The 23,813-nt window shown below is 62.6% G+C and carries 18 protein-coding genes (1 of these 18 cut by a window edge); 11 read left to right on the top strand and 7 right to left on the bottom strand.

Translation table 11 applies throughout. The annotated features are described in order from the left end of the window. Positions 1–490: the final stretch of a ribonuclease G gene (gene rng / locus H143_RS0111975; protein WP_019938485.1), read on the top strand. Its footprint begins 974 nt before the window's first position; 490 of the gene's 1,464 nt are visible here — the last part of the coding sequence; its start codon lies off the left edge, out of view; the stop codon is at positions 488–490. A gap of 291 nt (positions 491–781) precedes the next feature. Here the strand turns inward: rng and H143_RS0111970 are convergent, their stop codons facing one another. Continuing rightward, complete coding sequence (locus H143_RS0111970; protein WP_019938484.1) at positions 782–958, bottom strand: CsbD family protein; 177 nt, start codon at positions 956–958, stop codon at positions 782–784. A gap of 48 nt (positions 959–1,006) precedes the next feature. Next, a complete protein-coding gene (locus H143_RS20585) occupies positions 1,007–1,162 on the bottom strand; it encodes a DUF3309 family protein (RefSeq protein WP_033366508.1) in 156 nt (51 codons plus the stop codon). A 29-nt stretch (positions 1,163–1,191) separates the two neighbouring features. Between H143_RS20585 and H143_RS22475 the strand changes: the two genes are divergently transcribed. After that, positions 1,192–1,701: a hypothetical protein gene (locus H143_RS22475; protein WP_155803382.1), complete on the top strand. Its 510-nt coding sequence runs from the start codon at positions 1,192–1,194 to the stop codon at positions 1,699–1,701. Here the strand turns inward: H143_RS22475 and H143_RS22085 are convergent. Continuing rightward, complete coding sequence (locus tag H143_RS22085; RefSeq protein WP_019938482.1) at positions 1,609–4,566, bottom strand: MHYT domain-containing protein; 2,958 nt, start codon at positions 4,564–4,566, stop codon at positions 1,609–1,611. The genes H143_RS22475 and H143_RS22085 overlap by 93 nt on opposite strands. Positions 4,567–4,787: 221 nt before the next feature. Beyond that, positions 4,788–6,635 (bottom strand): lipid A export permease/ATP-binding protein MsbA, encoded by a 1,848-nt coding sequence (gene msbA / locus H143_RS0111955; RefSeq protein WP_081627043.1) that lies wholly within the window; start codon positions 6,633–6,635, stop codon positions 4,788–4,790. Between msbA and H143_RS0111950 the strand changes: the two genes are divergently transcribed. The 3 genes from H143_RS0111950 to H143_RS22080 are packed head-to-tail and all read left to right on the top strand — an operon-like array spanning position 6,634 to position 8,649. Continuing rightward, a complete protein-coding gene (locus H143_RS0111950) occupies positions 6,634–7,602 on the top strand; it encodes a glycosyltransferase family 9 protein (RefSeq protein ID WP_026349985.1) in 969 nt (322 codons plus the stop codon). The genes msbA and H143_RS0111950 overlap by 2 nt on opposite strands. A 10-nt stretch (positions 7,603–7,612) precedes the next feature. Next, the gene (locus H143_RS0111945) at positions 7,613–8,377 is read left to right on the top strand and encodes a YdcF family protein (RefSeq protein ID WP_026349984.1); all 765 of its coding nucleotides are present in this window, start codon (positions 7,613–7,615) and stop codon (positions 8,375–8,377) included. A 17-nt stretch (positions 8,378–8,394) separates the two neighbouring features. Continuing rightward, the gene (locus H143_RS22080) at positions 8,395–8,649 is read left to right on the top strand and encodes a YkgJ family cysteine cluster protein (RefSeq protein ID WP_081627130.1); all 255 of its coding nucleotides are present in this window, start codon (positions 8,395–8,397) and stop codon (positions 8,647–8,649) included. Positions 8,650–9,074: 425 nt separating this feature from the next. On the opposite strand, the gene dnaE is transcribed toward H143_RS22080, so the two are convergent. Further along, positions 9,075–12,572, bottom strand: coding sequence for a DNA polymerase III subunit alpha (gene dnaE / locus H143_RS0111935; RefSeq protein ID WP_019938477.1), 3,498 nt, complete (start codon positions 12,570–12,572; stop codon positions 9,075–9,077). An 83-nt stretch (positions 12,573–12,655) separates the two neighbouring features. Between dnaE and lpxO the strand changes: the two genes are divergently transcribed. Further along, a complete protein-coding gene (gene lpxO / locus H143_RS0111930) occupies positions 12,656–13,555 on the top strand; it encodes a lipid A hydroxylase LpxO (RefSeq protein WP_019938476.1) in 900 nt (299 codons plus the stop codon). A 71-nt stretch (positions 13,556–13,626) separates the two neighbouring features. Here the strand turns inward: lpxO and H143_RS0111925 are convergent, their stop codons facing one another. Then, positions 13,627–14,043 (bottom strand): transcriptional regulator, encoded by a 417-nt coding sequence (locus H143_RS0111925; protein WP_026349983.1) that lies wholly within the window; start codon positions 14,041–14,043, stop codon positions 13,627–13,629. Between the two features lie 112 nt (positions 14,044–14,155). Between H143_RS0111925 and H143_RS0111920 the strand changes: the two genes are divergently transcribed. Further along, complete coding sequence (locus H143_RS0111920; protein ID WP_196801302.1) at positions 14,156–14,410, top strand: hypothetical protein; 255 nt, start codon at positions 14,156–14,158, stop codon at positions 14,408–14,410. A gap of 22 nt (positions 14,411–14,432) precedes the next feature. Here H143_RS0111920 and hrpA read toward each other — a convergent pair whose 3' ends face one another. After that, positions 14,433–18,380 carry an ATP-dependent RNA helicase HrpA gene (gene hrpA, locus H143_RS0111915; protein WP_026349982.1) on the bottom strand — a complete coding sequence of 1,316 codons (3,948 nt, stop codon included), beginning with the start codon at positions 18,378–18,380 and terminating at the stop codon, positions 14,433–14,435. 167 nt (positions 18,381–18,547) lie between these two features. Between hrpA and argA the strand changes: the two genes are divergently transcribed. The 4 genes from argA (at position 18,548) to acnA (ending at position 23,763) form a co-directional block, all read left to right on the top strand. Then, on the top strand, positions 18,548–19,909 hold the full coding sequence (gene argA, locus H143_RS0111910; RefSeq protein WP_019938472.1) for an amino-acid N-acetyltransferase: 1,362 nt from the start codon (positions 18,548–18,550) through the stop codon (positions 19,907–19,909). Between the two features lie 110 nt (positions 19,910–20,019). Continuing rightward, complete coding sequence (locus H143_RS0111905; RefSeq protein ID WP_019938471.1) at positions 20,020–20,292, top strand: oxidative damage protection protein; 273 nt, start codon at positions 20,020–20,022, stop codon at positions 20,290–20,292. A gap of 100 nt (positions 20,293–20,392) precedes the next feature. After that, positions 20,393–20,968 carry a hypothetical protein gene (locus tag H143_RS0111900; protein ID WP_019938470.1) on the top strand — a complete coding sequence of 192 codons (576 nt, stop codon included), beginning with the start codon at positions 20,393–20,395 and terminating at the stop codon, positions 20,966–20,968. Positions 20,969–21,060: 92 nt separating this feature from the next. Continuing rightward, a complete protein-coding gene (acnA, locus tag H143_RS0111895; protein WP_019938469.1) occupies positions 21,061–23,763 on the top strand; it encodes an aconitate hydratase AcnA in 2,703 nt (900 codons plus the stop codon). Positions 23,764–23,813 lie beyond the last annotated feature (50 nt).

Genomic DNA, 23,813 nt, shown 5'->3' with positions numbered 1-23,813 from the left:
GGCGCAGGCAATCGCGCGGCAACTGCGGCTGCGCAATCTGGGAGGCATCGTCATTCTGGATTTCATCGACATGGAAGACGCCGGCCATCGGGACACCGTGCTGGCGGAACTGAAGAAAGCCCTGTCGCGCGACCGCACCAGGATGACGGTAAACGGCTTTACCCAACTGGGCCTGGTGGAGATGACCCGCAAGCGCACCCGCGACTCGCTGGCCCACCAGTTGTGCGAACCCTGCCCCATGTGCCAGGCGCGAGGCAATGTGCGCACCGCGCGCACGATCTGCTATGAGATCCTTCGCGAGATCCTGCGCGAAAGCAGGCAGTTCAATCCCAAGGAGTTCCGCATCCTGGCCTCGCAGGAAGTGGTCGATCTCTTCCTGGAAGAGGAAAGCCAGCACTTGGCGATGCTGGGCGACTTCGTCGGCAAGCAGGTATCGCTGGAAGTGGAAGCCGGTTATTCACAAGAACAATACGATATTGTTCTGAGTTGATTGTCCTGGCATTTTCGGCCGGAAATCAGCGCGGCTTGCCAATACCCCTGGGACGAATACCTTGCACGCGCACAGCAAGCCATCCGGCGTATGGGCCACAATGCGCACCGATCGGCTTGGCTGAACGCTGCTGTGCCCGCTGGACCAGAATATCCTTCATGGCGCCGGGGCAAGCGCCGGCGTCAACCCAGATCACATCCGTACACGCAGTACGCGTAGAGGTCCTGACAGGGCCTCCAATGCGTCCAGCGTGATGCGAGGCGTCGAAGGCCGATGCGGCTATCGTGCTTATTAGCCGCGCTTTTTCGCTTGCTCTTTAGCATCGCCAAAAGACGCCTGCGTTTTCCCGGCGACTTGTTCCGCTTTGCCTTTTGTTTGCGTCAAGGTGCTGCCGGTGACTTTGCCAGCCGCTTCCCTAACCTTGCCTTTGGCCTGGTCAATGCGGCCCTTTACTTGGTCTTTGTTCATGCGCTTGCTCCTTGGATAAAACTGGCTGATGTCTTGCGGCAAGTCGCCTCAGATTCTCCCGACCAGTATCAACACGATGACAACCACAAGCAGTACGCCAACCATACCGCTGGGCATATAACCCCACGATCGGCTATGCGGCCAACTGGGTATGGCTCCGATCAGCACAAGCAATAGAACAATGATGAGTATGGTTCCAAGCATGGTTGGACTCTCCCTATCGGTGTCATGAAATGGCTGTATGGCGCCGCGCTGCATTGCGGCTCTGCTGTACTTTGATCCTGCCAGCAAGGGTTATCTGTCCGGTATCGCACAGTAAGTCTGGAGAAGAGGGGCATTGGGCCGGCGCGCAGGGCTTCGGCCTGGACCAGCGCAAGATATGTGCGTACGCGCGCCATGACGATTCCGAGTTTGAAGGGTTTGTCGATGTCGTCGATTGCTCCCAGACCCAGGCCCTTCTGCCCGTCGGCGGCATCGCTGGGAGCGGTGATAAAGATGACGGGAATGTCGATAGCGCGCTCGCCGTCCTTGGCAAAAAAGAGGACCTGCTCGCTTTGCAGAGTATGGCGCAGTACTTGCAGCTTGGCAGGCTAGTCGCCCACCCGCAGCCCGGCATTGCGAGACTCACTCATACTCTGGAGAGTCCTGTTTCAGGCCTGCGTATTGGCTGTATTGTGGGCGATGATCTGCCGCAGCAAGGTCTGAGCCTTCGAAAATTCGAAAGAATCAATGGCGGCCTTTAACACCTTGGCATAGACCGGGTCGTTCTTTTCCAACGTATCGCACACGGTCTGCGCGATGTCATCGGGCAGCTCGCTGCGATCCAGACACTCCAGCAGGCTTTGCAGCGCCTGTAGGAATTCGGCCGGCGCCAATTCGGGTCTGGCCTGAGTTTCGGAGACGAACGGCAACGCATGGCCGAGCAATTCGCGCGCAACCGCGATCAGCAGTTCCTGCAGTTCGGCGAATCGCAAGCGCGCTTCTTCTGCCTTGCCGTCGCGCACCATGTTTTCAAGTCTGGCCGCAAGATCATGGACCATGGACATGGCCAGGTTGCCCGCCGCGCCGCGGATGCTGTGCAGGTTGTACTGCACGATATTCCAATCGACGTCGGTCTGGGCGGCATCGGGCAGCGGATAGCGCTCGCGCACGTCGTCCAGGAAACGACTGATAGCATCGGCCAAGCGCGATTCGCTACCCCATAGCGCAGCCCCGGCCTTCCAGTTGATCAGGACCGACGACGGGCCGGGTCCGGGTTGCGCCGCCGCGACCGATGCGTGTCTGCCGCGGCGCATTACCCGAAGAATTTCGGTCATGAGCTGGCTCGAATCCAGGGGCTTGACGGCAAATCCGTCCATGCCGGCCGCGCGCGCCGTGCGCTGGTCCTCGGCCATGACGCTGGCGGTCAGCGCGATGATGGGCACCGACGAGCGGCTGGGCATCTCACTCTCGAAGCTGCGGATGCGGCGAGCCGCATCCAGTCCATTGACCTGGGGCATGTGCACGTCCATCAGCACCAGATCGAAGTATCCCTCCTTGAACCGATCGACGGCCTGCGCACCGTTGGCCGCCGTCGTGACTCGGTGGCCGACCTCTTCAAGCATGAGTGTAGCGAGCTTGAGATTCTGCGGGACGTCGTCGGCGACCAGAATGTTCAGGGACGGAAGCATGAAGCGTGATATATCAACTTTTCCCGCCAGGGGCCTGCTGCCCACGCGCAACGGCAGGCGCGCATGAAAAACGCTGCCCACGCCCAGCGTGCTTTCGACGTCGATGGCGCCTTTCATCAATTCGATCAGTTGCAAAGCAATCGTGGTGCCCAGCCCGGTGCCGCCGAAGCGCCGGCTGATCGAGGCATCGGCCTGCGTGAACGGCGAAAAAACCTTGGCCACGTGTTCCGGCGACATGCCGATGCCCGAGTCGCTGACTCGGGCATGCACCATGCCATCCTCGTAGGACATGACCATCCGGACATGGCCACGCTCGGTGAACTTGATGGCATTGCCCAGGAGATTGGTCAGCACCTGCTGTATGCGCAGCGGATCCCCCTGGAAATACTCGGGCATGTCCTCGGGGTAATCGACGATGAATTCCAGGTTCTTTTTCTGCGCGGCCAGACGCAGGGATTTGTCGACCTGCAAGACAAGTTCCTTGAACGAGAAATCGATGGATTCAAGCGATACGCCGCCCTTTTCCAGACGGGTGGTGTCGAGGATGTCGTTGAGCAGGACCAGCAGCGAACGCGAGGAATTCCTGACGATGCTCAGGTGGCTGCGCTGCGTCTCGGTCAAGTCCTGCCCCTTTAGCAGCAGTTCGGTGAAGCCGATAATGGAGTTCATCGGAGTGCGGATTTCATGGCTCATATTGGCCAGAAATGTCCCTTTGGCCGCAGCGGCACGCTCGGCGCGCTCGGCGGTCTCGCGCAGCGATGCTTCCAGCTTGTGCCGCTCGGTGATGTCCGACACAAAGCCGACGAATATCAGCCCGTCCGGCAGGTTCACCCTACCGACGGCCAGGCGCATGGGCATGAGGCTGCCGTCCTTGCGCCGGCCCATGATCTCGCGGCCGGTGCCGATGACCTTGGGATCGCCCGAGCGCAGATAATTGTCAAGATAGCCGTCGTGACGTGACTTGTCCGGCTCGGGCATCAGCATATTGATGTTACGGCCGACGACCTCTGCGGACTTCCAGCCGAATAGGCGTTCGGCCGATGGACTGAAGCTCTGGACCAGGCCGCGGCAGTCGATCGTGATGATGCCGTCGACCGCTGTTTCGATGATGGAACGCAGCCGCGCTTCCCCGTCTTCCAGCTTGCGATTCAGCGTGCGTGTGCTCATGAGGCTGGTAAGCGCGGCGACCAGTACGGTGACAGTGACAGTGAACGTGGAAAGCGCGAACGCGAGAAATGTTGTGTTGATCGTGATGAGGTTGTCCGCCGTCTGAGTGTCGCCCACGAAGCGCGCCGCCCTCATGGCGACGTAGTGCATGCATGAAATGGCCAGGCCCAGGACGCAGCCGCTGATGACCAGGCGGGTCGACGCGCTGAGCATGCCGGCATAGCGCGACAGGCCATAACGCAGCCACAGAGAGAAAATGGCCAGGGCCACGGCCACCACGATGGACAGGCCGAAACCGTAGGGGTCATAGCGCAGAACGCCGGAAAACTGCATGGCCTGCATGCCGCTGTAGTGCATGGCACCGATGCCCACGCCCACCAAAGTGCCGGCCACAATGATCTGCGCCTGTCCGGGATCGCGCCGCGAAAGTATCCACATCGCCAGCCAGGCGGAGGCCAATCCGGGAATGCTGGAGAGCAGCGTCACCGTACTGCTGTAGCTGACCGGCGAACACAGCTCGAAGGCCATCATGCCGATGAAATGCATCGTCCAGATGCCACCACCCAGCGAGATCGCGCCTATGCCTCGCGCGATCTGCCGCGGCATGCCGCGCTCGGCGTTGCGCGCAAGGTTGACGGTGTACATGGCCATGGTCGAGGAAAACATGGCTACGAACAGGGAAAGCAGCACCAGGCCCCAACGATAGGAACCCGCGATCAGGGAAACGCCGCCATCGGACGTGATGAAAAAATGATTGAGCAGTTCGACCATGCCCTTGGCACCCCCTGCCTGGCGTCCGGCGTGATTGCCCGGATTTCGTTAATTAATTCAACCAACTGTATCAAAAAGCGCAATCGGCCAGGCAGGCAAATAGTCATGCTTTTAAAAGCCGCAAGCAGAACCTGCGGGACGATGCTGAGATACAGCGATCGCTCCGAAATGGGGGACGACCTTAATGCAAGGCTAGGACCTGTCCCGTGGACGCAAGCGCCTCAGCTCTCGCGAAATTGCATGTTGTAGAGGGACGCGTAGACCCCACCGAGAGCAAGCAGCTCGGCGTGCGTACCCTGTTCGAGAATGCGTCCACCGTCCAGAACGATGATGCGGTGGGCGTTTTGCACCGTGGACAGGCGGTGTGCGATGACCAGGGTGGAGCGGCCCTGCATCAGGCGCTCGAGCGAGATTTGCACCTGGCGCTCGGATTCGTTGTCCAGCGCCGAGGTGGCCTCGTCCAGAATGAGAATGGGGGCGTTCTTAATGAGTGCCCGCGCAATGGCCAGGCGCTGGCGCTGACCGCCCGACAGGCGAGAGCCTTTTTCGCCCACCGGGGAATAGATGCCCTGTGGCAGACTGTCCACGAATTCGGTCAGGTTGGCCGCCGCCAGGGCTTGACGCACCTGGGTTTCGTCGGCCTGTCCCATGACGCCGTACCTCACATTGGCGGCAATGCTGTCGTCGAACAACACCACTTCCTGACTAACCAGGGAAAGATGCGAGCGCAAGTCGCGCAACGTAAGACTGGAAATCGGCTGACCGTCGATCAGGATCTCGCCGGAGTCCGGCAGCACGAAACGCGGCAGCATATTAGCCAGCGTGGTCTTGCCGCTGCCAGAACGCCCCACCAGCGCGACCGTCTGGCCCGGCTCGATGACGAAGGAAATCTGGCTGAGAGTGTCGCGCTCGGCATCGGGAAAGCGCTGCGTGACGCCGCGAAATTCGATCCGGCCGCGCACGGGCTGATGCAGGACCTGCGGGCCGGCATCGTTCTCTATCGGTTGGTCTATGAGTTCGAAGACGTTCTCGGCGGCCACCAGCATGCGCTGGGTCTTGGAAGCGATGCGGCTCAGGCGCCGCACCGGGTCGAATATCTGCGCCAAAGCCGCCATGAACGAGGCGAAGCCGCCAACCGTGAGCATGCCGTGGTTGGCCTGGCCCAGCGCGACAGCGATGATGGCGGCAACCGAGACGGCAATGCACATCTGGGCAATCGGCGACAGCGCCGCATCGGCGATGGCCGCCCGCATATTGAAGCGGCGCAGGCGCGCGTTGATCTTGGCGAAGCGGCCAGTCTCCATGTCAAAACCGTCGAACAGCTTGACGACACGCTGGCCTTCGATGCCTTCGTTGACCACGCGCGTCAGCTCGGCGTTGGTGGCGACGGTTTCTCGGCTGATCCGGCGCAAGCGCCGGATGAAGGCCTGAGCGATCAACACGGAGATCGGCAGCATGATCAGGATGATCAGCGTCAGCGGCCACGACATGTAGAGCAGCACGCAGATCAGCGCGATCACCGTGAGACCTTCCCGCACGATGGCCGTGATGACCTCGGTGGCCGAACTGACGACGATGGTGGTTTCGACAGTAAAGCGGTTGAGCAGCAGCCCGGTGTCGCCGCGCTTGAAGTCATGGTCGGGCAGGCGCAGCAGGCGATCGAACATGTCGCGGCGCAGGTCACGCAGCACATTGTTGGCCGTCCAGGCCAGCAGATAGCCGCTGCAGAAGGTGCACAGGCCGCGCAGCAGCACCAGACAGATCACGGCCAGGGGCAGACTCCAGACATAGGAGGGCTTGGCTCCGGAGAAGCCGCCGTCGAGCAGGGGCTTCATGATGATGGCGAGCGTGGGCTGGGTGGCCGCCGCGCCCGCCATAGTCACCACAGCGAGCACCAACGCTTTCCATTGGGAACCGACGCGGCTGTATATCCGCTTCCAAATCGTTCGTTGCACGGGTTGCGCGCCTGCAGGCGCATGACTTGAATCAGAGGTCAAAGTGCGGTCTCTCCGGGTATGTTGCCAAAGCCGCGATTGTACCGTCCGACCCTTGCATACAATGGCAACCATGCCCGCAATATCCCGTCTCTACGTCCGTCTGCCCAATTGGGTGGGCGATGTCTGCATGAGCCTGCCTGCCCTGCATCTGCTGCAGAAGGCGGGGCTGCGCCTGACGCTATGCGCCCGCCCTTGGGCCCGCGACCTGCTTGCCGGGCTGCCAGAGCATGATTTTGTGGCCTTGCGCGGCCGGGTGCGCGAGGACCGGGCTACGGTGGCGGCTTCGCGCCGCGCGCTGGGGCGGGAGGGACGCGACGCGCGCGGCCTGCTAATACCGGACTCGCTCTCCAGCGCCCTGGCTTTCCGGCTCGCCGGACTGGCTTGCGCCGGTTTTCGCGACGAAGGACGCAGCCTGCTGCTGCGCTGGCCCATCGCCAAACCCGCCCCGGCCCTGCATACCGTGCAAGTCTGGCACTACCTGGCGCGCGTCGCATTAGGACACTGGGGTCTGCCCGTCGCCGAGCAGGAACCCGGTCCCAGGCTGGCGCTGCCGCTGACCGGTGCCCACATCGAGACGGCGCAGGCTTTGCTGCGCGCGCACGCGCTGCAAGACCGACCCTATCTGCTGATCGCCCCCACGGCGGTCGGCCTGCACCACGGCCGCGCCAAGGTCTGGCCGCATTTCGATGCGCTGACGCGCGTGCTGCAGGCCGCCGGGCATATCGTGGCCATGTGCCCGCCCCCCGCCGAGGTCGATCAGGCACGGACCAATGCGCCGACGGCCACGCTGCTCCCTCCGCTCGGCCTGGGTGCTTACGCGGCCCTGGCCGCGCGCGCACGCCTGGTGGTCTGCAACGACTCAGGGGTCTCGCACATTGCCGCTGCCGTGGGCGCGCGCCAGTTGACCCTGTTCGGCGTGACGCAGGCCGGCCGCACCGGTCCGTGGTCGCCCCGCGCCCGCGGACTGGGCTCGGATCTGGCATGGCCTGAAATGGATGCAGTCCGGGCGCAGGTCGACGCCCTGTTGACCGAAAGTTAAAATTAGTGGCATGGAAATATCAAGTTTGCTGGCCAACCTGATCATTCCGCTGGATCTGTGTATTGTGTTGCTGCTGCTGGGCGCGGTGCTGCGCTTGCTCAGATTGCGCCGCGCGGGCAATTTCGCCGCGATCCTCGGGCTGGCCTGGGTACTGGCGTGGTCCCTGCCCATCACATCCATCTGGCTGGGCGGGGAATTGGAACAGCGCTACCCTCACATCTTGCCCACCGAAGCCCCCAAAGCGCAGGCCATCGTGGTGCTGGGCGGCAATACCGGCCATGGCCGCAGCAACTGGTTCATGCCGCTTGACAAAGATACCGCGATGACGCGGCTGGACATGGCCATTGACCTATATGAGGCGGGCCGCGCGCCCAAGATCGTATTGTCGGGCGGGGCCCTGGCCGGGGACGTGAGCGATGCCAAGTCCATGGCCTACCGCGTGCGCCAGAACGGCATCCCCGAAAATGCGCTGATACTTGAAAACAGCAGCCGCACGACGCATGAAAATGCCCTGCTCACCGAAGACAAGCTCGAACTGCATGACATCCACAACGTGCTGCTTGTGACTTCGGCGCTGCATATGCCGCGCGCCATGGCGGCCTTCGCCAAACAGGGTGTGAACGCCACCGCCGTGCCGACCCCGTCGCAGATCTCCTTGCCTGCGGACGGCTCGGTCTCGCCCTGGCTGCCTAACGCCCGCGCCTTCGAGGCCAGCCGCTCTATCATCAAGGAATACGCCGGGCTGCTGGTGTACTGGTGGCGGGGTTGGGTATGACGGTCGCCGCAGGCGGCATGACCTGCCGTCCAGGCTGTGGCGCGTGTTGCATCGCGCCGTCGATTTCAAGTCCGATACCCGGCATGCCCTCGGGCAAGCCGGCCGGGGTGAAGTGCGCCCAGTTGGACGAGGACTATCGATGCAAAATCTTCGGACAGCCTGAACGGCCGGCCGTATGCGGCTCTCTGATGCCCAGCGCGGAAATGTGCGGAGATAGCCGGGAACAAGCTCTACGCTGGCTTGGCCATGTCGAAAAAATCACATCTCCGTAAGCACCATGGACGGCATGCCCGCTATGCCCCGCCGTACAGGCTGACGGCATAGCCAAAATACAGAGGCATGGCCGCCGGCCAATGACCGAACCACTACGACGACGAGCCAGCGCCACTCCTGGAAAGATAAAACATGATGCCTGCGCTGGCGAGGCACGCCGCTGGAAGCGCAGGCATTGAAAGATCAAGAATACCGATCTGAAACTAGCCCGGCGCGCCGCCATTGATCAAGCCGGCGGCAGAAAAACGACCCGCATGAAAAAATATGCCTGCATGAGCTGCAGCAACGCAACCAGGATGACCCATCTCAAAGACATAGCGACTTCTCTTTCATTGCTTCTCATGCCCAGCAAATAGGGGCAACCCGGGCGCAGAAAGTTCGATGCAGGCCTATGCAGGCATGCGGCCTGCTTGCCCTGCCTGGATCAATATGTCACCTCGATGCCGTCCGGCTTGGTCCAGTCCGCCAGATTTTCCAGCAAAGTGTCGGCCATGCGCACGCGCCAGTCTTCGCTCAGGCGCATGGTGCATTCGAAGCCTGCCTTGCTGCGATAGACGATGTCCACTGGCACGCCGGGTATGCCGTTCTCGGGTTCGGCGCGGAAAGGATTGAGCATCAGGCGCAGCTTGACCGCATCGGCCTGGCCGTTCAGGCGCACCCGCAAGGCGCGCGCGCGCGCTTCGCGCGCCAATTGAAGGTCGTAGAGTTCGTCGGCCACGATGCGCATGCCGCCGGAATAGTCGTCGTTGCTGATCTTGCCGCGGATGACCAGCAGTTGGTCCACGTTCAGGCGGTTGCGGTGCTTCTCGTAGAGTTCGTTGAAGATGGAGATTTCGACCTGGGCAGAGCCGTCGTCCAGCGTGGCGAACACCATTTTGCCTCGGCGGGTCATCATGACGCGCACGGCGGCGAGCACCCCGCACATCCATTGAAGTTCGCGCTGCGGTTCGATGCGAGCCAGTGGCATGGGCACGATGCGGCGCACCTCGTCGCGCCAATGGTCGAAGAGGTGGCCGCTGAAGTAATAGCCCAGTGCCGCCTTTTCCTCCGTAAGTTTGGCGCGCAAGTCCCAGGGGAGCACCTTGGAAAGTTCTTCGGCCACCACGTCGCCACTGTCGTCGCCAAAGAGCGAAACCTGGTTGGCGCTGCGCGCGGCCTGCTCGGCCGCCTCCATTGCCGTGCCCACCGATGCCAGCAACGCGGCGCGGTTGGACTCGATGGAATCGAAGGCGCCAGCACGGATCAGGGCTTCGATCGTGCGGCGGTTGACCGTATGCTTGTCGATGCGGCGGCAGAAATCGGCCAGACTGGAGAAAGGCCCATCTTGCTTGCGTGAGCGCACAATTTCCTCGACCGCCCCCTGCCCCGTGCCCTTGACGGCGCCCAGGCCGTAGCGCATGGTGCGCGGCGGCTTGCCAAGCTTGTTCTGCGCGTCATGCACCGGCTCGAAGCGGTAGCCCGACGCGTTGATGTCCGGAGGCAGCACTTGGACACCATTGGCCTGCGCATCGCGCACGAAGATCTGCACCTTGTCAGTGTCGTCCATGTCGGAGGACAGCGTGGCGGCCATGAACTCGGCAGGATGATAGGCCTTGAGCCAGGCAGTCTGGTAGGCAATGAGCGCATAGGCTGCCGAGTGCGACTTGTTGAAGCCGTAGCCAGCGAATTTCTCCATCAGATCAAAGAGCTTGACCGCCAGGTTGGGATCGTGGCCCTTGTTCTTGGCGCCCGCTTCGAACTTGACGCGCTCCTTGGCCATTTCCTCGGGCTTTTTCTTGCCCATGGCCCGGCGCAGCAGGTCGGCGCCGCCCAGCGAATAGCCGCCGACAATCTGCGAGATCAGCATCACCTGTTCCTGGTAGACGATGACCCCGTAGGTGCTTTTGAGGGTGCTCTCCAGGTCCGGGTGGAAGTAATCCACCTCGGCGCGGCCGTGCTTGCGGTTGACAAAGTCATCGACCATGCCCGATTCGAGCGGACCCGGACGGTATAAGGCCAGCACGGCGATGATGTCTTCGAAGGTGTTGGGCTTGAGCTTCTTGAGCAACTCCTTCATGCCACGGCCTTCCAACTGGAATACCGCGGTGGTGTTGGCGTCGCACAGCACCTTGTAGGCGGCCGGATCGTCCAGCGCCAGCGCCATGATGTCGAAGTCGCGCTGGCTCTCGTTGAACTGGCGCACATAACGCACCGCCCAGTCCAGGATGGTGAGGTTGCGCAGTCCCAGAAAGTCGAACTTGACCAGGCCAGCGGCTTCGACGTCGTCCTTGTCGAACTGCGAGACGGCGCTGTGCTCCTGGCCTGGTTGACAGTAAAGCGGGCAGAAGTCGGTGAGCTTGCCCGGCGCGATCAGCACGCCGCCTGCGTGCATGCCGATATTGCGCGTCAGGCCTTCGAGCGGACGGGCCAGGTCGACCAGTCCGCGCACCTCTTCCTCCTGCTCGTAGCGTTCCTTGAACGCAGGTTCGTCCTTGAGCGCGCGTTCCAGCGTCCAGGGGTCGGCCGGATTGAAGGGGATGAGCTTGGAAAGACCGTCGCAAAAGGTATAGGACATGTCCAGTACCCGGCCGGTGTCGCGCACCACGGCCTTGGCACCCAGAGTGCCGAAGGTGGCGATCTGGCTGACGGCGCCCCGGCCGTACTTGGATTTGACGTAGTCGATGACCCGTTCGCGGTTGTCCTGGCAGAAGTCGATGTCAAAGTCGGGCATGGACACCCGCTCCGGATTCAGGAAGCGCTCGAACAGCAGGTCATAGCGTATCGGATCCAGGTCGGTGATGCCCAACGCGTAGGCCACCAGCGAACCCGCGCCCGAACCTCGGCCAGGGCCTACCGGCACGCCGTTCTGCTTACCCCAGTTGATGAAGTCCTGCACGATCAGGAAGTATCCGGGGAACTTCATGTCGATGATGATCTTGCATTCCCAGCGCAGGCGCTCGTAGTACATTTCGCGCTTGCCAGCCCGCTCGGCTTCGTCGGGAAAGAGGAAGGCCAGGCGCTTTTGCAGGCCCTCCTCGGACAACTGGATCAGGTAATCGTCAAGCGAAACGCCTTCGGGCGTGGGAAAGATGGGCAGTTGCGGCTTGCCCAGCGTCAGTGTGAGATTGCAGCGGCGCGCGATCTCGATCGTGTTGGCCAGGGCCGAAGGCACGTCGGCGAAACGCCGCGCCATCTCCTCGGAACTGAGCAGGAATTGATCCTGTGTGAAGCGGCGCACGCGGCGCGGGTTGGCCAGCACCTCGCCCTCGGCGATGCAGACGCGCGCCTCGTGGGCCTGGAATTCTTCCTGAGCGAGAAACTCGACCGGGTGCGTAGCGACCACTGGCAGGCCGGCCTGGGCTGCCAGGCGCATGGCGGCCTGCGTATAGGCTTCGTCGCCGTCGTGGCCGGAGCGCTGCAATTCGATGTAATAAGCGCCGGGGAACATCGCGCCCCATCGGCGGGCCAGGGACAAGGCCGCGGCGGCGTTGCCGGCGTCCAGCGCGTGGCCCACATCGCCCGCACGGCCGCCGGACAGTACGATCAGGCCCTCATTGCCCTGGAGCCATTCACGGCGGATCTCGGCCCGGCCCTTGGACTGGTTTTGCAGATAGGCCTGCGTGAGCAGTTCGCACAGATTGAGATAGCCGCGCTGGTTGCGCACCAGCAGCAGAGCGCGGAAAGGCTTGTCGGGATCGTCCTCGTTTTCGAGCCAGACGTCGCAGCCCGCTACCGGCTTGACCCCGGCGCCGCGCGCCGCCTTGTAGAACTTGATCAGGCCGAAGAGATTGGACAGGTCGGTGAGCGCCACCGCGGGCTGCCCCAGCCGGACCACGCGTTTGACCAGGTCGGGGATACGAATCAGGCCGTCGACGACCGAAAACTCGGAATGCACGCGTAGATGCACGAAAGCGGGAGGAAGGGAGTCGGTGGCGTCTGACATAGGCGAGATTGTACCCAGGCAAACCGTACCGAAGACCCCATGCCTATACAATCGAGAAGTTAAATTCCGTATCCCTTCATGCCATGAAATGGTTCATCCCCGCCCTATGGATCGTCTCCATCCTGTACGCCCATTTGCGCGGCCGCGTGCGGATGCCGCTCGGGCGCGCGCTGCTCGACTACTCGGTGATCTTGGCGCCGGTCAATGCCTTCATGGTGCTGGCCTCGCGCGTACCCACCACGCCTTACCTGACCAGCCGCGAATTTCCCGAACTGAAGGCGTTGGAAGACAACTGGGAGATCATCCGCGACGAAGCGCTGCAGATGGCCGAACTGCGCCACATCAAGGCCGCCGAGAAGAACAATGACATCGGCTTCAACTCGTTCTTCAAATACGGATGGAAGCGCTTCTACCTGAAGTGGTATGACGCGCGCCACCCGTCGGCCGAGCAGCTCTGTCCCAAGACGGTGGCTCTTCTCAGTGCCCTGCCCAGCGTGAAAGCCGCCATGTTCGCCGAGCTGCCTGCCGGGGGCCAGTTGAACAAGCACCGCGACCCGTATTCGGGCTCGCTGCGCTATCACCTGGGGCTGGCCACGCCCAACGACGACGGCTGCTACATCGAGGTCGACGGCGAACGCTACAGCTGGCGCGACGGCCAGTCAGTGGTGTTCGACGAAACCTATATCCACGAGGCCCACAACACCACCCAGCGCAACCGCATCATCTTGTTCTGCGACATCGAACGGCCTCTGAAGTGGCGCTGGGCCGATGCATTCAACCACTGGTTCAGCAAAGTGTTCATGTCGGCGGCCAGCTCGCCCAACGACGCCAACGACCAGACCGGGTTCGTGAACAAGCTGACGCACTACCATTGGCTGTTCGAGCAGAAGCGCAAGGCATTCAAGGCCTGGAACCGCACGGCCTACAAAGCCACGAAATATCTTCTCATTCTCCTGGTCATCGTGGCCTTCATCAAGCTCTAGCCTGCCGTCACTTTCGACGGCACAAAAAATACCCGCCAATTTCAAACTGGCGGGCATTTTTTGTATTTGTATCAAGGCCGTTTCCAGACCTCCGTATCCAGGGAAAACTGCTCCACCAGGTCTTCCACCAGCTTGCGGCGCGTCTCGGGCATGCGGCGCATGCGTTCCAGGAACGCCCACTCGGCCGCCGAAGGCTGATGCGGCTCGCGCATGGCTGCGGGACGACGCTGCGGACGGATTTCGTCCGTGATGCCAAAGCGTAGCCATTTCTCGGAAACATCCAACCACTTGGCCAAGGCGGAAATTTTATCGGGCGTGGGTGCGGCGGTTCCCGCCAGCCACTTCTGCGCCGCTTGCGCCGTGACAGGCTTGCCGAGCAAATCAAACTGGGCAGCTAATTCGGACGGCGTCTCGATTTTCTTTGGGCCGAGCTTGAGCGCCTTCTTAAGGCGCTTAGCAAACTCCTGCTTTTCGTCCATGGATCGCATGGGCGAAGTGTCAAGGCATTGGTCTGATTTTTGTAAACCATATAGTTTATTCAATCAACCAACCGGTTTAATACTTACTCCACCCAAAATCGGAAAAGGCGGGAACTCGATCATGGCGAGTATGCGCAATTTGCTTGGCCGCAAGAATATTCCTTGCGCAAAGGACAGTCTGATCGACCAAGCCGCGGAGGCGACAAAAGCGCGCGCCATGGTCTGGCATTTTATGAGTCAAGCCGTTCAGGAAAATCCAACCCGGACCAAGACGCTGGCTGAACTGAGCGCCGATGTGACTCGATCGGTGGCGCACATTCTGGGCATGCGTGAGGACGACCTGGCACAACTTCTGCGCAATCATCGCCCGCATTGAAAACGGCGTTCGCGGTTCGACCTCAGCGCCGCAGCGCCTCCCACGCCTTCATCAGCCGCTTGACCGATACCGGCATGGGCGTGCGCAGCTCCTGCGCGAACAAGGCCACGCGCAGCTCTTGCAGCAGCCAGCGAAATTCGTCCAGCGCCGGGTCGGGCGCGCCCTTCAGGGCGGAGCGGGCGCGCTGATATTGCGTCAATAAGGGCGCCATTTCTCCCATCAGTTTGGCGTCCCGCTCCGGGTCCGCGCGCAGCTTGTCGATGCGCGCAACGGCAGCCTTCAGGTAGCGCGGATAATGCGCCAGCTGGGCATGCGGCATGTCGCGTATGAACCACTTGGGCATCAGTACCCCCTGCTGCTGCTGCAGGTCGGCATACGCGGCCGGGTGCGGCTTGGCCTGAGGCAGCTTGCGCTGCAGGGCGCCGTACTCGATCAATATGCTGCCGGCCAGGCGCGCCGCTTCCTGCGCCAGCAGGCCCAGCCTGCCCTTGCCTTCGTTGCGGCGGGACTCGAATTGCTGTTCGTTGGCGGGCCAGGGTTCGGCCAGGCATGCCTGGCCCAGGGCGCAGTCGATGATCTGGTCGCGCAGCTCTTCCTGCGTGCCCAGGGGCATATAGAGCATGCTCATCTTGGTGAGATCGGCGAGGTTTTTTTCCAGAAATTTCACTTGATCTCGCAGGCCCAGCCGGAACAGCTTGAGCAGGCCCGCGCGATGGTGCCTGCGCGCCTCGTCGGGATCGTCGTAGACGTCCAGGTCGCTGTGCGCCCCCTTGTCCACCAGGGCCGGATAGCCGATGACCGATTGCCCGCCGCGCTTGATCTCCATGATCTCGGGCAAGGGGCCGAAGGACCAGGATGTCAGCTTTTCGTGCGCCAGGGCCTGAGCCACCTCGGTATCGCGCGCGGCCAACTGCTGGAAGTTGGCCTGCGCCTGGCGCCCGAGTTCGGCCTTGAGCTGGGCCAGGTTGCGCCCTGCGGCCAGCATGCGGCCGTGTTCGTCGATCACGCGAAAATTCATGAATAGATGTGCGGGCAGGGTTTCGAGCTTGAAGTCGCCCGTGGCCGGACGCACCTGAACCTGGCGCCACATATCGGCAATGACAGCATCGATCAGGCTCTCCCGCGGATCGCCCAATTTCTCGAACCAGCGGTCGTAGAAACCCGCGGCATAGTCGGGAAGCGGCACACAATGGCGACGCAGCTTCTGCGGCAGCGACTTCAGCAGCAGATGCACCTTTTCCTTGAGCATGCCGGGAACCAGCCAATCGCAACGCTGCGCATCGATCTGGTTGAGCGCGTACAGAGGTATCGAGAGCGTCACGCCGTCCTTGGTCGAGCCGGGTTCGAAGTGGTAGTCCAGCGCCATGGACACCCCCTGCCACTCGACCTTTTTGGGAAAAACCTCGGTGGTGATGCCTGCCGCCTCATGGCGCATGAGCGCCTCGCGCGTGAGCAGCAGTTTGTCGGTAGCCGTCTTGTCCAGCCCCTGCACCCACTTTTCCAGCGCGGTGGTCTGCGAAATGCCTGCGGGCAGATGCTGATCGTAGAAGGCGTGGATGAGCTCGTCGTCGACCAGAATGTCGGGCCGGCGCGACTGGTGCTCGAGCTTTTCGATGCCGGCGATGAGCTTGCGATTGTGCGCAACGAAGGGCAGCTTGGTGTCGATCTCGCCCGGGACCAGGGCCTCGCGGATAAAGAGTTCGCGCGCATGCTCGGGGTTGATGCGGCCGTAGTGCACGCGCCGGCCGTGATAGATCTGCAAGCCGTACAAAGTGGCGCGTTCATTGGCCACGACCTGGCCGGCTTTTTTTTCCCAGCGCGGGTCGGACAAGTTGCGGCGCAGCAGATGGCCGCCCACGCGCTCGATCCACGTGGGGTCGATGCGGGCCACGCAGCGCGCGTACAGGCGCGTGGTCTCGACCAGCTCGGCGGCCATGATCCATTTTCCGGCCTTCTTTTGCAGGTTTGAGCCGGGATGAATGTGAAAGCGGATTTCGCGCGCGCCTTGGTAATGCCCCCCTTCGTCGCTCTTGAAACCGATGTTGCCCAAGAGACCGGAAAGCAGCGCCAAGTGCAGTTGTTCGTAAGTGGCCTCGACCGTGTTCACGCGCCAGCCCTGCTCACCCACCAGTGCGGCCAACTGCGTGTGCACGTCGTGCCATTCCCGCAGCCGGATGGGCGACAGCAAGCTCTGCCGCAGCTCGCCCACCAGCTTGCGCTGCGACTGTTTGTGCTTGACCTGCTCACCGTACCAGCGCCACAGCTTGAGAAAACCGACGAACTCGGACTTGTCGTCGTTGAATTTGGCGTGCGCGGCTTCGGCGGCTTCGCGCTGGGCCATGGGACGGTCACGCGGATCCTGCACCGACAGGGCCGAGGCGATGACGAGCATCTCGGCCAGGCACTGCTGTTCGCGCGCGGCCAGCACCATGCGGCCTATGCGCGGGTCCACCGGCAGCTTGGCCAGCTCGCGACCGATATGCGTCAACGCGTAGGCTGCGCCAGTGCGCGTGCTGTCGCCTGAGTCGTCGTCATCGGCCCGCGCCAGAGAAGTGCCGCCCCCCCGAGGGGGATTGGGCCCTTGGGACGGCGCGGCGAGCGCAATCGCACCCAGTTCCAGCAGCAGGTGATAGCCGTCGGCCACCGCGCGCCCCGGCGGCGCCTCCACGAAGGGAAAGCGCTCGATTTCGTCCAGCCCCAGCGACTTCATGCGCAGGATCACCGAGGCCAACGAAGAACGCAGCACCTCCGGATCGGTAAACGCTGCTCGGGCATTGAAGTCGGTTTCGTCATACAGACGGATGCAAACGCCCGGCCCCAGGCGGCCGCACCGGCCAGCGCGCTGATTGGCCGAGGCGCGGCTGATGGACTCGATGCGCAACTGTTCGACTTTGTTGCGCCAGGAGTAGCGTTTGATGCGGGCCAGACCGCTGTCGATCACAAAGCGGATGCCCGGCACGGTGAGCGAGGTTTCGGCCACGTTGGTCGAGAGCACCACGCGCCGCGAATTGCCCCTGGGATGAAATATCTGCTCCTGCTCGGCCTGCGACAGGCGGGCGTAAAGCGGCAGGATCTCGGTGCCCGCGGGATGATGCTTGCGCAGCGCCTCGGCCGACTCGCGGATCTCACGTTCGCCAGGCAAAAACACCAACACGTCGCCCGGACCGTGACGCGCGCATTCGTCCACGGCGTCGACGATGGCATCGATCAGGTCGCGCTCTTCGTCGCCGGACAGGCGCTCATTGCTGGAGCCCTTGCGTCGCGGCGCCGCAGCCTCGTCGTCGGACAAGGGCTGCTGCACCGGCCGGTAGCGCAACTCCACCGGATACAGCCGGCCCGACACTTCGATCACCGGCGCGGGCTTTCCGGATTCGGCGGCAAAGTGCGAGGCGAAGCGCTCGGCGTCGATAGTGGCCGAGGTGATGATGAGCTTCAGATCCGGCCTGCGCGGCAGCAGCTGCTTCAGATATCCGAGCAGGAAATCGATGTTCAGGCTGCGCTCGTGCGCCTCGTCGATGATGAGCGTGTCGTAGCGTTTGAGCAGCGGGTCGCGTTGCGACTCGGCCAGCAGGATGCCGTCGGTCATCAGTTTGATCGACGCTGTCGGGCCGGTGCTGTCGTTAAAGCGCACCTGGTAGCCGACCACCTCGCCCAAGGGCGTGTTCAGTTCCTGGGCGATGCGCTTGGCCACGGACGTCGCGGCCAGGCGGCGCGGCTGGGTATGGCCGATCATGTGGCGCCGGCCACGGCCCAGTTCCAGGCAGATCTTGGGCAACTGCGTGGTCTTGCCCGAGCCGGTTTCGCCGCAGACGATCACCACCTGGTTCGCCGCGACGGCGCGCGCGATCTCTTCGCGCCGACCACTGACGGGCAGGTCTTCGGGATAGGTGATCGCGGGAATGGGGCGTTCGGAGCGCGGCTCCTGGGCGCGGCGCGGCGAACGCACGGACGGACGTGGAACTTCGGACATGGGGAGGGTATTGTGCGTATTGCGCGACATTATAGGTTTCGCCTCGTGGCGCTGCGGTCTTTGACACGGCCGCGCGGTCCTATAATTGCGCGCAACGCCGCGACCGCGGCGCCGGCGGCGGGCCTCAGGCCCGCCCTTTTCCACCTGTCCGCCCGCGCCCGCGCACCATGCCCACCGATCAGGAACCCGACACCTACTCCGCCCTGGAAGCCGCTGAATCCTCCCCAGCTCAGTTTGTCCGATGGTTCCGCGAAGTCGCGCCTTATGTCCATGCCTTCCGCGGCAAGACCTTCGTGGTGGCATTCGGCGGCGAACTGGTGCGCGACGGCGCCCTGAGCGTGCTGGTGCAGGATCTTTCCCTGCTGTCGGCGCTGGGCATACGCCTGGTGCTGGTGCATGGCTCGCTGCCGCAGGTCAACGAACAGCTGCGCCTCAAAGGCTATGACCTGCAGTTCAGCCGCGGCCTGGAGCCAACCGGCGCCGCGGCACTGGAGTGCGCCAAGGAAGCCTCCGGCGAAATCCGCCTGGATATCGAAGCCGCCTTCAGCCAGGGCCTACCGAATACGCCCATGTCGGGCTCGCACATCCGCGTGGTGTCGGGCAACTTCGTCACGGCCCGCCCGGCCGGCGTGATCGACGGCGTCGACTATCTGCATACGGGCCTGGTGCGCAAGATCGACACCGAATCGATCAAGTTTGCCATCGAGCGCGGCTCGGCAGTAGTGCTGCTCTCGCCGCTGGGCTTTTCCCCCACGGGAGACGCTTTCAATCTGGCCATGGCGGACCTGGCCACCAGCGTGGCCGTCTCGCTGCGCGCGGAAAAGCTCATTTTCCTGACCGATTCGCCCGGCGTGCTCGACGAGGACGGCTCGGTCGACACTGAGTTGGCCCGCGCCGACGCCGATGCCCTGCTCGACCGCGGCGAGCTGGAGGAGGAAACCGCTTTCTATCTAAAACACGCTTCGCTCGCGGTCAAACGCGGCGTGGCCCGCGCCCACCTGGTGCCCTACGGCCAGGACGGCAGCGTGCTGCTGGAAATCTTCACCCACGACGGCGTGGGCACCATGGTGGTCGAGGACACGCTGGACGATCTGCGCCCGGCCACTATCGACGATGTGGGCGCCATTCTCAGCCTGATCGAGCCGCTGGAAGCCGATGGCACGCTGGTGCCGCGCCCACGCAGCGTGATCGAGCGCGACGTGGAATGCTTCACCGTGCTCGAGCACGACGGTGTGATCTACGGCTGCGCGGCACTTTATCCCTATAAGGACGAGCTGATGGCCGAGATGGCCTGCCTGATCGTCAACCCCGAATGGCAAGGCACGGGCGAAGGCGAAATACTGCTGCGCCACATGGAGAGCCGCGCTCGCGCGGTCGGCATGAAGCGCATCTTCGTACTCACCACGCGCACTTCGCACTGGTTCATCAAGCGCGGCTTCGTGCAAGGCGGCATTTCGGATCTGCCGCATGCCAAGCAGCAGCACTACAACCGCTCGCGCAACAGCATGATCTTCATCAAGAAGATCTGAGGCGATCGCGCCCCAATGCCGCAAAGCCCTGCCCCGTGCAGGGTTTTGCGCTTTCCGGGCAGGCTAAAATCGTCTCCGTCTCTCTCAACAATATTCAATGGCGACACATCATGGCCCGTACGATCAACTGTGTGAAACTCAAGCGCGAGGCCGAAGGGCTGGACTTCCCGCCCTACCCGGGCGAGCTGGGCGCACGCATCTGGCGCGAAATCTCGAAAGAAGCCTGGGAAGAGTGGAAGCAGGTCCAGACGCGTCTGGTCAACGAAAACCGGCTCAACCTGGCGGACACGCGCGCGCGCAAGTATCTGCAGCAGCAGATGGAAAAATTCCTGTTCGAAGACGGCAGCGTGGAAGCGCAAGGATTCGTTCCGCCTTCGGCCTGAATACGTAGCGATATTTCAAACTTGTCGCAATTAATCACATTTAGCAAGGCGCGCATAAAATGCCCGCGTCATCCGATCCCCTAAGGAAGGGAAAAGCGATATGCGAGGTCTGTTGTTGTTCCTGGTGCCGCTGCTGCTGCTGGGCGGCTGCGCCACCGACACATCGCGCCCACGCGACCTCGATAATCTCTGCGCGATCTTGCGCGAAAAACCCGCCTGGCATGAAGCCGCCATCAAGGCCCACGACAAATGGGGCATTCCGGTGCCGGTACCCTTCGCCATCCTGTACCAAGAGTCCACCTTCCGCGCTCAGGCACGACCGCCGCGCTATTACTTCCTGGGCATCATCCCCTGGGGCCGCGTAACATCGGCCTATGGCTACGCGCAGGCCGAGGACAACACCTGGGCCGACTATAAGCGCGAGACTGGCGCCTGGTTCGTCAGCAGGGACGACTTTACCGACTCCATGGATTTCATGGGCTGGTACATGACCAAGACCCGGCGCTTGACCGGCGTGCCCTTCAACGACGCCTATGACCAGTACCTGAGCTATCACGAAGGTTGGACGGGTTATCGCCGAGGCAGCTACAAGCGCAAGGCCTGGCTGATGCGGGTGGCCCGCATCGTCCAGGCGCGCGCCAGCCGCTTCGCGGCGCAGTACCGGTACTGCCCTTGAGGCCGGTCCGTTCAGACCGTTCTAGCCAAGCGACGAAAAACGCCGGAAAATGAGCCACGCCCATCGAACCCACCCCCTGGCAAGGAGCCATCATGCCGCAAAACACGCTGAACACGCTCAAGACATTCAAGATAGGTAAGAAGACCGCTCAGTACTTTTCGCTGCCAGCCCTGGGCAAGGCCCTGGGCGTGGATGTGCAGAAGCTTCCACTGTCGATCCGCATTGTGCTCGAGTCGGTGCTGCGCAATTGCGACGGCAAGAAGGTTTCCGAGGAACATGTTCGCCAACTGGCCGGCTGGAGACCCAACGCCAAGCGCGAGGACGAAATCCCCTTCGTCGTAGCCCGCGTGGTCCTGCAGGATTTCACCGGCGTGCCGCTGCTGGCCGACATCGCCGCCATGCGCTCGGTGGCCGAAAAAATGGGCAAGAGCCCTAAACTCATCGAACCGCTGGTGCCTGTGGACCTGGTGGTCGACCACTCGGTGATGATCGACTACTACGGCACCAAGAATGCGCTCGACCTGAACATGAAGCTGGAATTCCAGCGCAACCAGGAGCGCTACCAGTTCATGAAATGGGGCATGCAGGCCTTCGACACGTTCGGCGTGGTGCCCCCGGGATTCGGCATCGTGCACCAGGTCAATCTGGAATACCTTGCGCGCGGCGTGCACCACACCCAGGACGGAGTCTATTACCCCGATTCGCTGGTGGGCACCGACAGTCACACCACCATGATCAACGGCATCGGCGTAGTGGGCTGGGGCGTGGGCGGTATCGAGGCCGAGGCTGGCATGCTGGGGCAGCCGGTGTACTTGCTCACTCCGGATGTCGTGGGCGTGGAACTCAAGGGCAAGCTGCGCGGCGGCGTCACCGCCACCGACCTGGTGCTGACCATTACCGAAATGCTGCGCAAGGAAAAGGTAGTGGGCAAGTTCGTCGAGTTCTGCGGCGAGGGCACGGCCAGCCTGTCCGTGACCGATCGCGCCACCATCGGCAATATGGCGCCTGAGTATGGCGCCACCATGGGCTTTTTTCCGGTCGACGAGCGCACCATCGACTATTTCAAGGGCACAGGCCGCACCGAGGACGAGATCGCCGCCTTCGAGGCGTATTTCAAGGCCCAAAAGATGTTCGGCGTACCCAAGGGCAAGGACATCGGCTATACCAAGCTGCTCACGCTGGACCTGGCTACCGTCGCGCCCTCGCTCGCCGGCCCCAAGCGCCCGCAGGACCGCATCGAGATCGGCGACCTGAAGAAGACTTTCACCGCGCTGTATTCCAAGCCCACTGCCGAGAACGGCTTTAACCAGCCGGCCGACAAGCTGGCCCAGACTTTCACCACCAGCGTCGGCACCAAGGTGAAGAACGGCGATATCCTGATCGCCGCCATCACTTCGTGCACCAACACCTCCAATCCGAGCGTGCTGCTGGCAGCGGGCCTGTTGGCCAAAAAGGCGGTGGAAGCGGGCCTGACGGTGTCCAAGCACATCAAAACTTCGCTTGCACCGGGGTCGCGTGTGGTGACCGACTACCTGACCAAGACGGGACTGCTGCCCTACCTGGAAAAGCTGGGCTTCGACGTGGCGGCCTACGGCTGCACCACTTGTATCGGCAACGCCGGCGACCTCACGGCCGACTTGAATGAAGCCATCACGTCCAACGACCTGGTGTGCGCGGCCGTGTTATCTGGCAACCGCAATTTCGAAGCACGCATCCACCCGAACATCAAGGCCAACTTCCTGGCGTCGCCGCCGCTGGTGGTGGCGTACGCCATCGCCGGCACCGTGATCAAGGACCTGATGACCGAACCCGTGGGCCGCGGCAAGAAGGGCGATGTCTGGCTGGGCGATATCTGGCCCACTACGCAGGAAATCGACGCCCTGCTCAAGTTCGCCATGGACCCCAACGCCTTTCGCGACAATTACGGCCAGGTCAAGACCAAGCCGGGCAAACTGTGGGAAAAAATCAAAGGCGTCAAGGGCGAAACCTACGATTGGCCCGTTTCCACCTATATCGCCGAGCCGCCTTTCTTCGAAGGTTTCGGCATGACGCCGGGTGCGATGCCCACGGTGCAGGGCGCGCGCGCCCTGGGCATCTTCGGCGACTCGATCACCACCGACCACATCTCGCCGGCCGGCTCCATCAAGGAAACATCGCCTGCGGGCAAGTGGCTGACGGAACACGGCGTGCTCAAGGCCGACTTCAACAGCTATGGTTCGCGGCGCGGCAATCACGAGATCATGATGCGCGGCACCTTCGCCAACGTACGCATCAAAAACCTGATGATCCCGCCCAGGGCGGACGGCAGCCGCTTCGAAGGCGGCGATACGCTGTTCCAGCCCAACGGCGAACAGATGTCCATCTACGAAGCGGCGATGAAGTACGTCGCCCAGGGCACGCCCACCGTCGTGTTCGGAGGCGAAGAGTATGGCACGGGTTCATCGCGCGACTGGGCCGCCAAGGGCACGCAACTGCTGGGCGTGAAGGCGGTGATCGCCCGCAGCTTCGAGCGCATCCATCGCAGCAATCTCGTAGGTATGGGCGTGCTACCCCTGCAGTTCAAGGGCAGCGAGAGCGTGGAGAGCCTGAAGATCACGGGCAAGGAGACCTTCGACGTCTCCGGGCTGGAGCATGGCATCAAACCCATGCAGAACGTGACGCTGAGCATCCACCGTCCCGACGGCAGCAGGCAGGATGTCACCTTGCTGTTGCGGATCGATACGCCGATCGAGGTCGACTACTACAAGCACGGTGGGATATTGCCCTTCGTGCTGCGCCAGCTGCTGGCGGCGTAATCGTCGTATATCGGCGCCCATTGCCGCCGTCACGCCGTCAGGCCTGCCGC

This window comes from Bordetella sp. FB-8 (assembly GCF_000382185.1).
In the GTDB taxonomy this organism is placed as follows: domain Bacteria; phylum Pseudomonadota; class Gammaproteobacteria; order Burkholderiales; family Burkholderiaceae_B; genus Bordetella.
This window is presented reverse-complemented; position numbering and strand designations above follow the sequence as displayed.

Coding starts and splice junctions, on each gene's coding strand:
- H143_RS0111970 (WP_019938484.1), bottom strand. CDS start 958: ATGAACAAAGACCAAGTAAAGGGCCGCATTGACCAGGCCAAAGGCAAG.
- H143_RS20585 (WP_033366508.1), bottom strand. CDS start 1,162: ATGCTTGGAACCATACTCATCATTGTTCTATTGCTTGTGCTGATCGGA.
- H143_RS22475 (WP_155803382.1), top strand. CDS start 1,192: ATGGCTGTATGGCGCCGCGCTGCATTGCGGCTCTGCTGTACTTTGATC.
- H143_RS22085 (WP_019938482.1), bottom strand. CDS start 4,566: ATGGTCGAACTGCTCAATCATTTTTTCATCACGTCCGATGGCGGCGTT.
- H143_RS0111950 (WP_026349985.1), top strand. CDS start 6,634: ATGCCCGCAATATCCCGTCTCTACGTCCGTCTGCCCAATTGGGTGGGC.
- msbA (WP_081627043.1), bottom strand. CDS start 6,635: ATGGTTGCCATTGTATGCAAGGGTCGGACGGTACAATCGCGGCTTTGG.
- H143_RS0111945 (WP_026349984.1), top strand. CDS start 7,613: ATGGAAATATCAAGTTTGCTGGCCAACCTGATCATTCCGCTGGATCTG.
- H143_RS22080 (WP_081627130.1), top strand. CDS start 8,395: ATGACCTGCCGTCCAGGCTGTGGCGCGTGTTGCATCGCGCCGTCGATT.
- dnaE (WP_019938477.1), bottom strand. CDS start 12,572: ATGTCAGACGCCACCGACTCCCTTCCTCCCGCTTTCGTGCATCTACGC.
- lpxO (WP_019938476.1), top strand. CDS start 12,656: ATGAAATGGTTCATCCCCGCCCTATGGATCGTCTCCATCCTGTACGCC.
- H143_RS0111925 (WP_026349983.1), bottom strand. CDS start 14,043: ATGCGATCCATGGACGAAAAGCAGGAGTTTGCTAAGCGCCTTAAGAAG.
- H143_RS0111920 (WP_196801302.1), top strand. CDS start 14,156: ATGGCGAGTATGCGCAATTTGCTTGGCCGCAAGAATATTCCTTGCGCA.
- hrpA (WP_026349982.1), bottom strand. CDS start 18,380: ATGTCCGAAGTTCCACGTCCGTCCGTGCGTTCGCCGCGCCGCGCCCAG.
- argA (WP_019938472.1), top strand. CDS start 18,548: ATGCCCACCGATCAGGAACCCGACACCTACTCCGCCCTGGAAGCCGCT.
- H143_RS0111905 (WP_019938471.1), top strand. CDS start 20,020: ATGGCCCGTACGATCAACTGTGTGAAACTCAAGCGCGAGGCCGAAGGG.
- H143_RS0111900 (WP_019938470.1), top strand. CDS start 20,393: ATGCGAGGTCTGTTGTTGTTCCTGGTGCCGCTGCTGCTGCTGGGCGGC.
- acnA (WP_019938469.1), top strand. CDS start 21,061: ATGCCGCAAAACACGCTGAACACGCTCAAGACATTCAAGATAGGTAAG.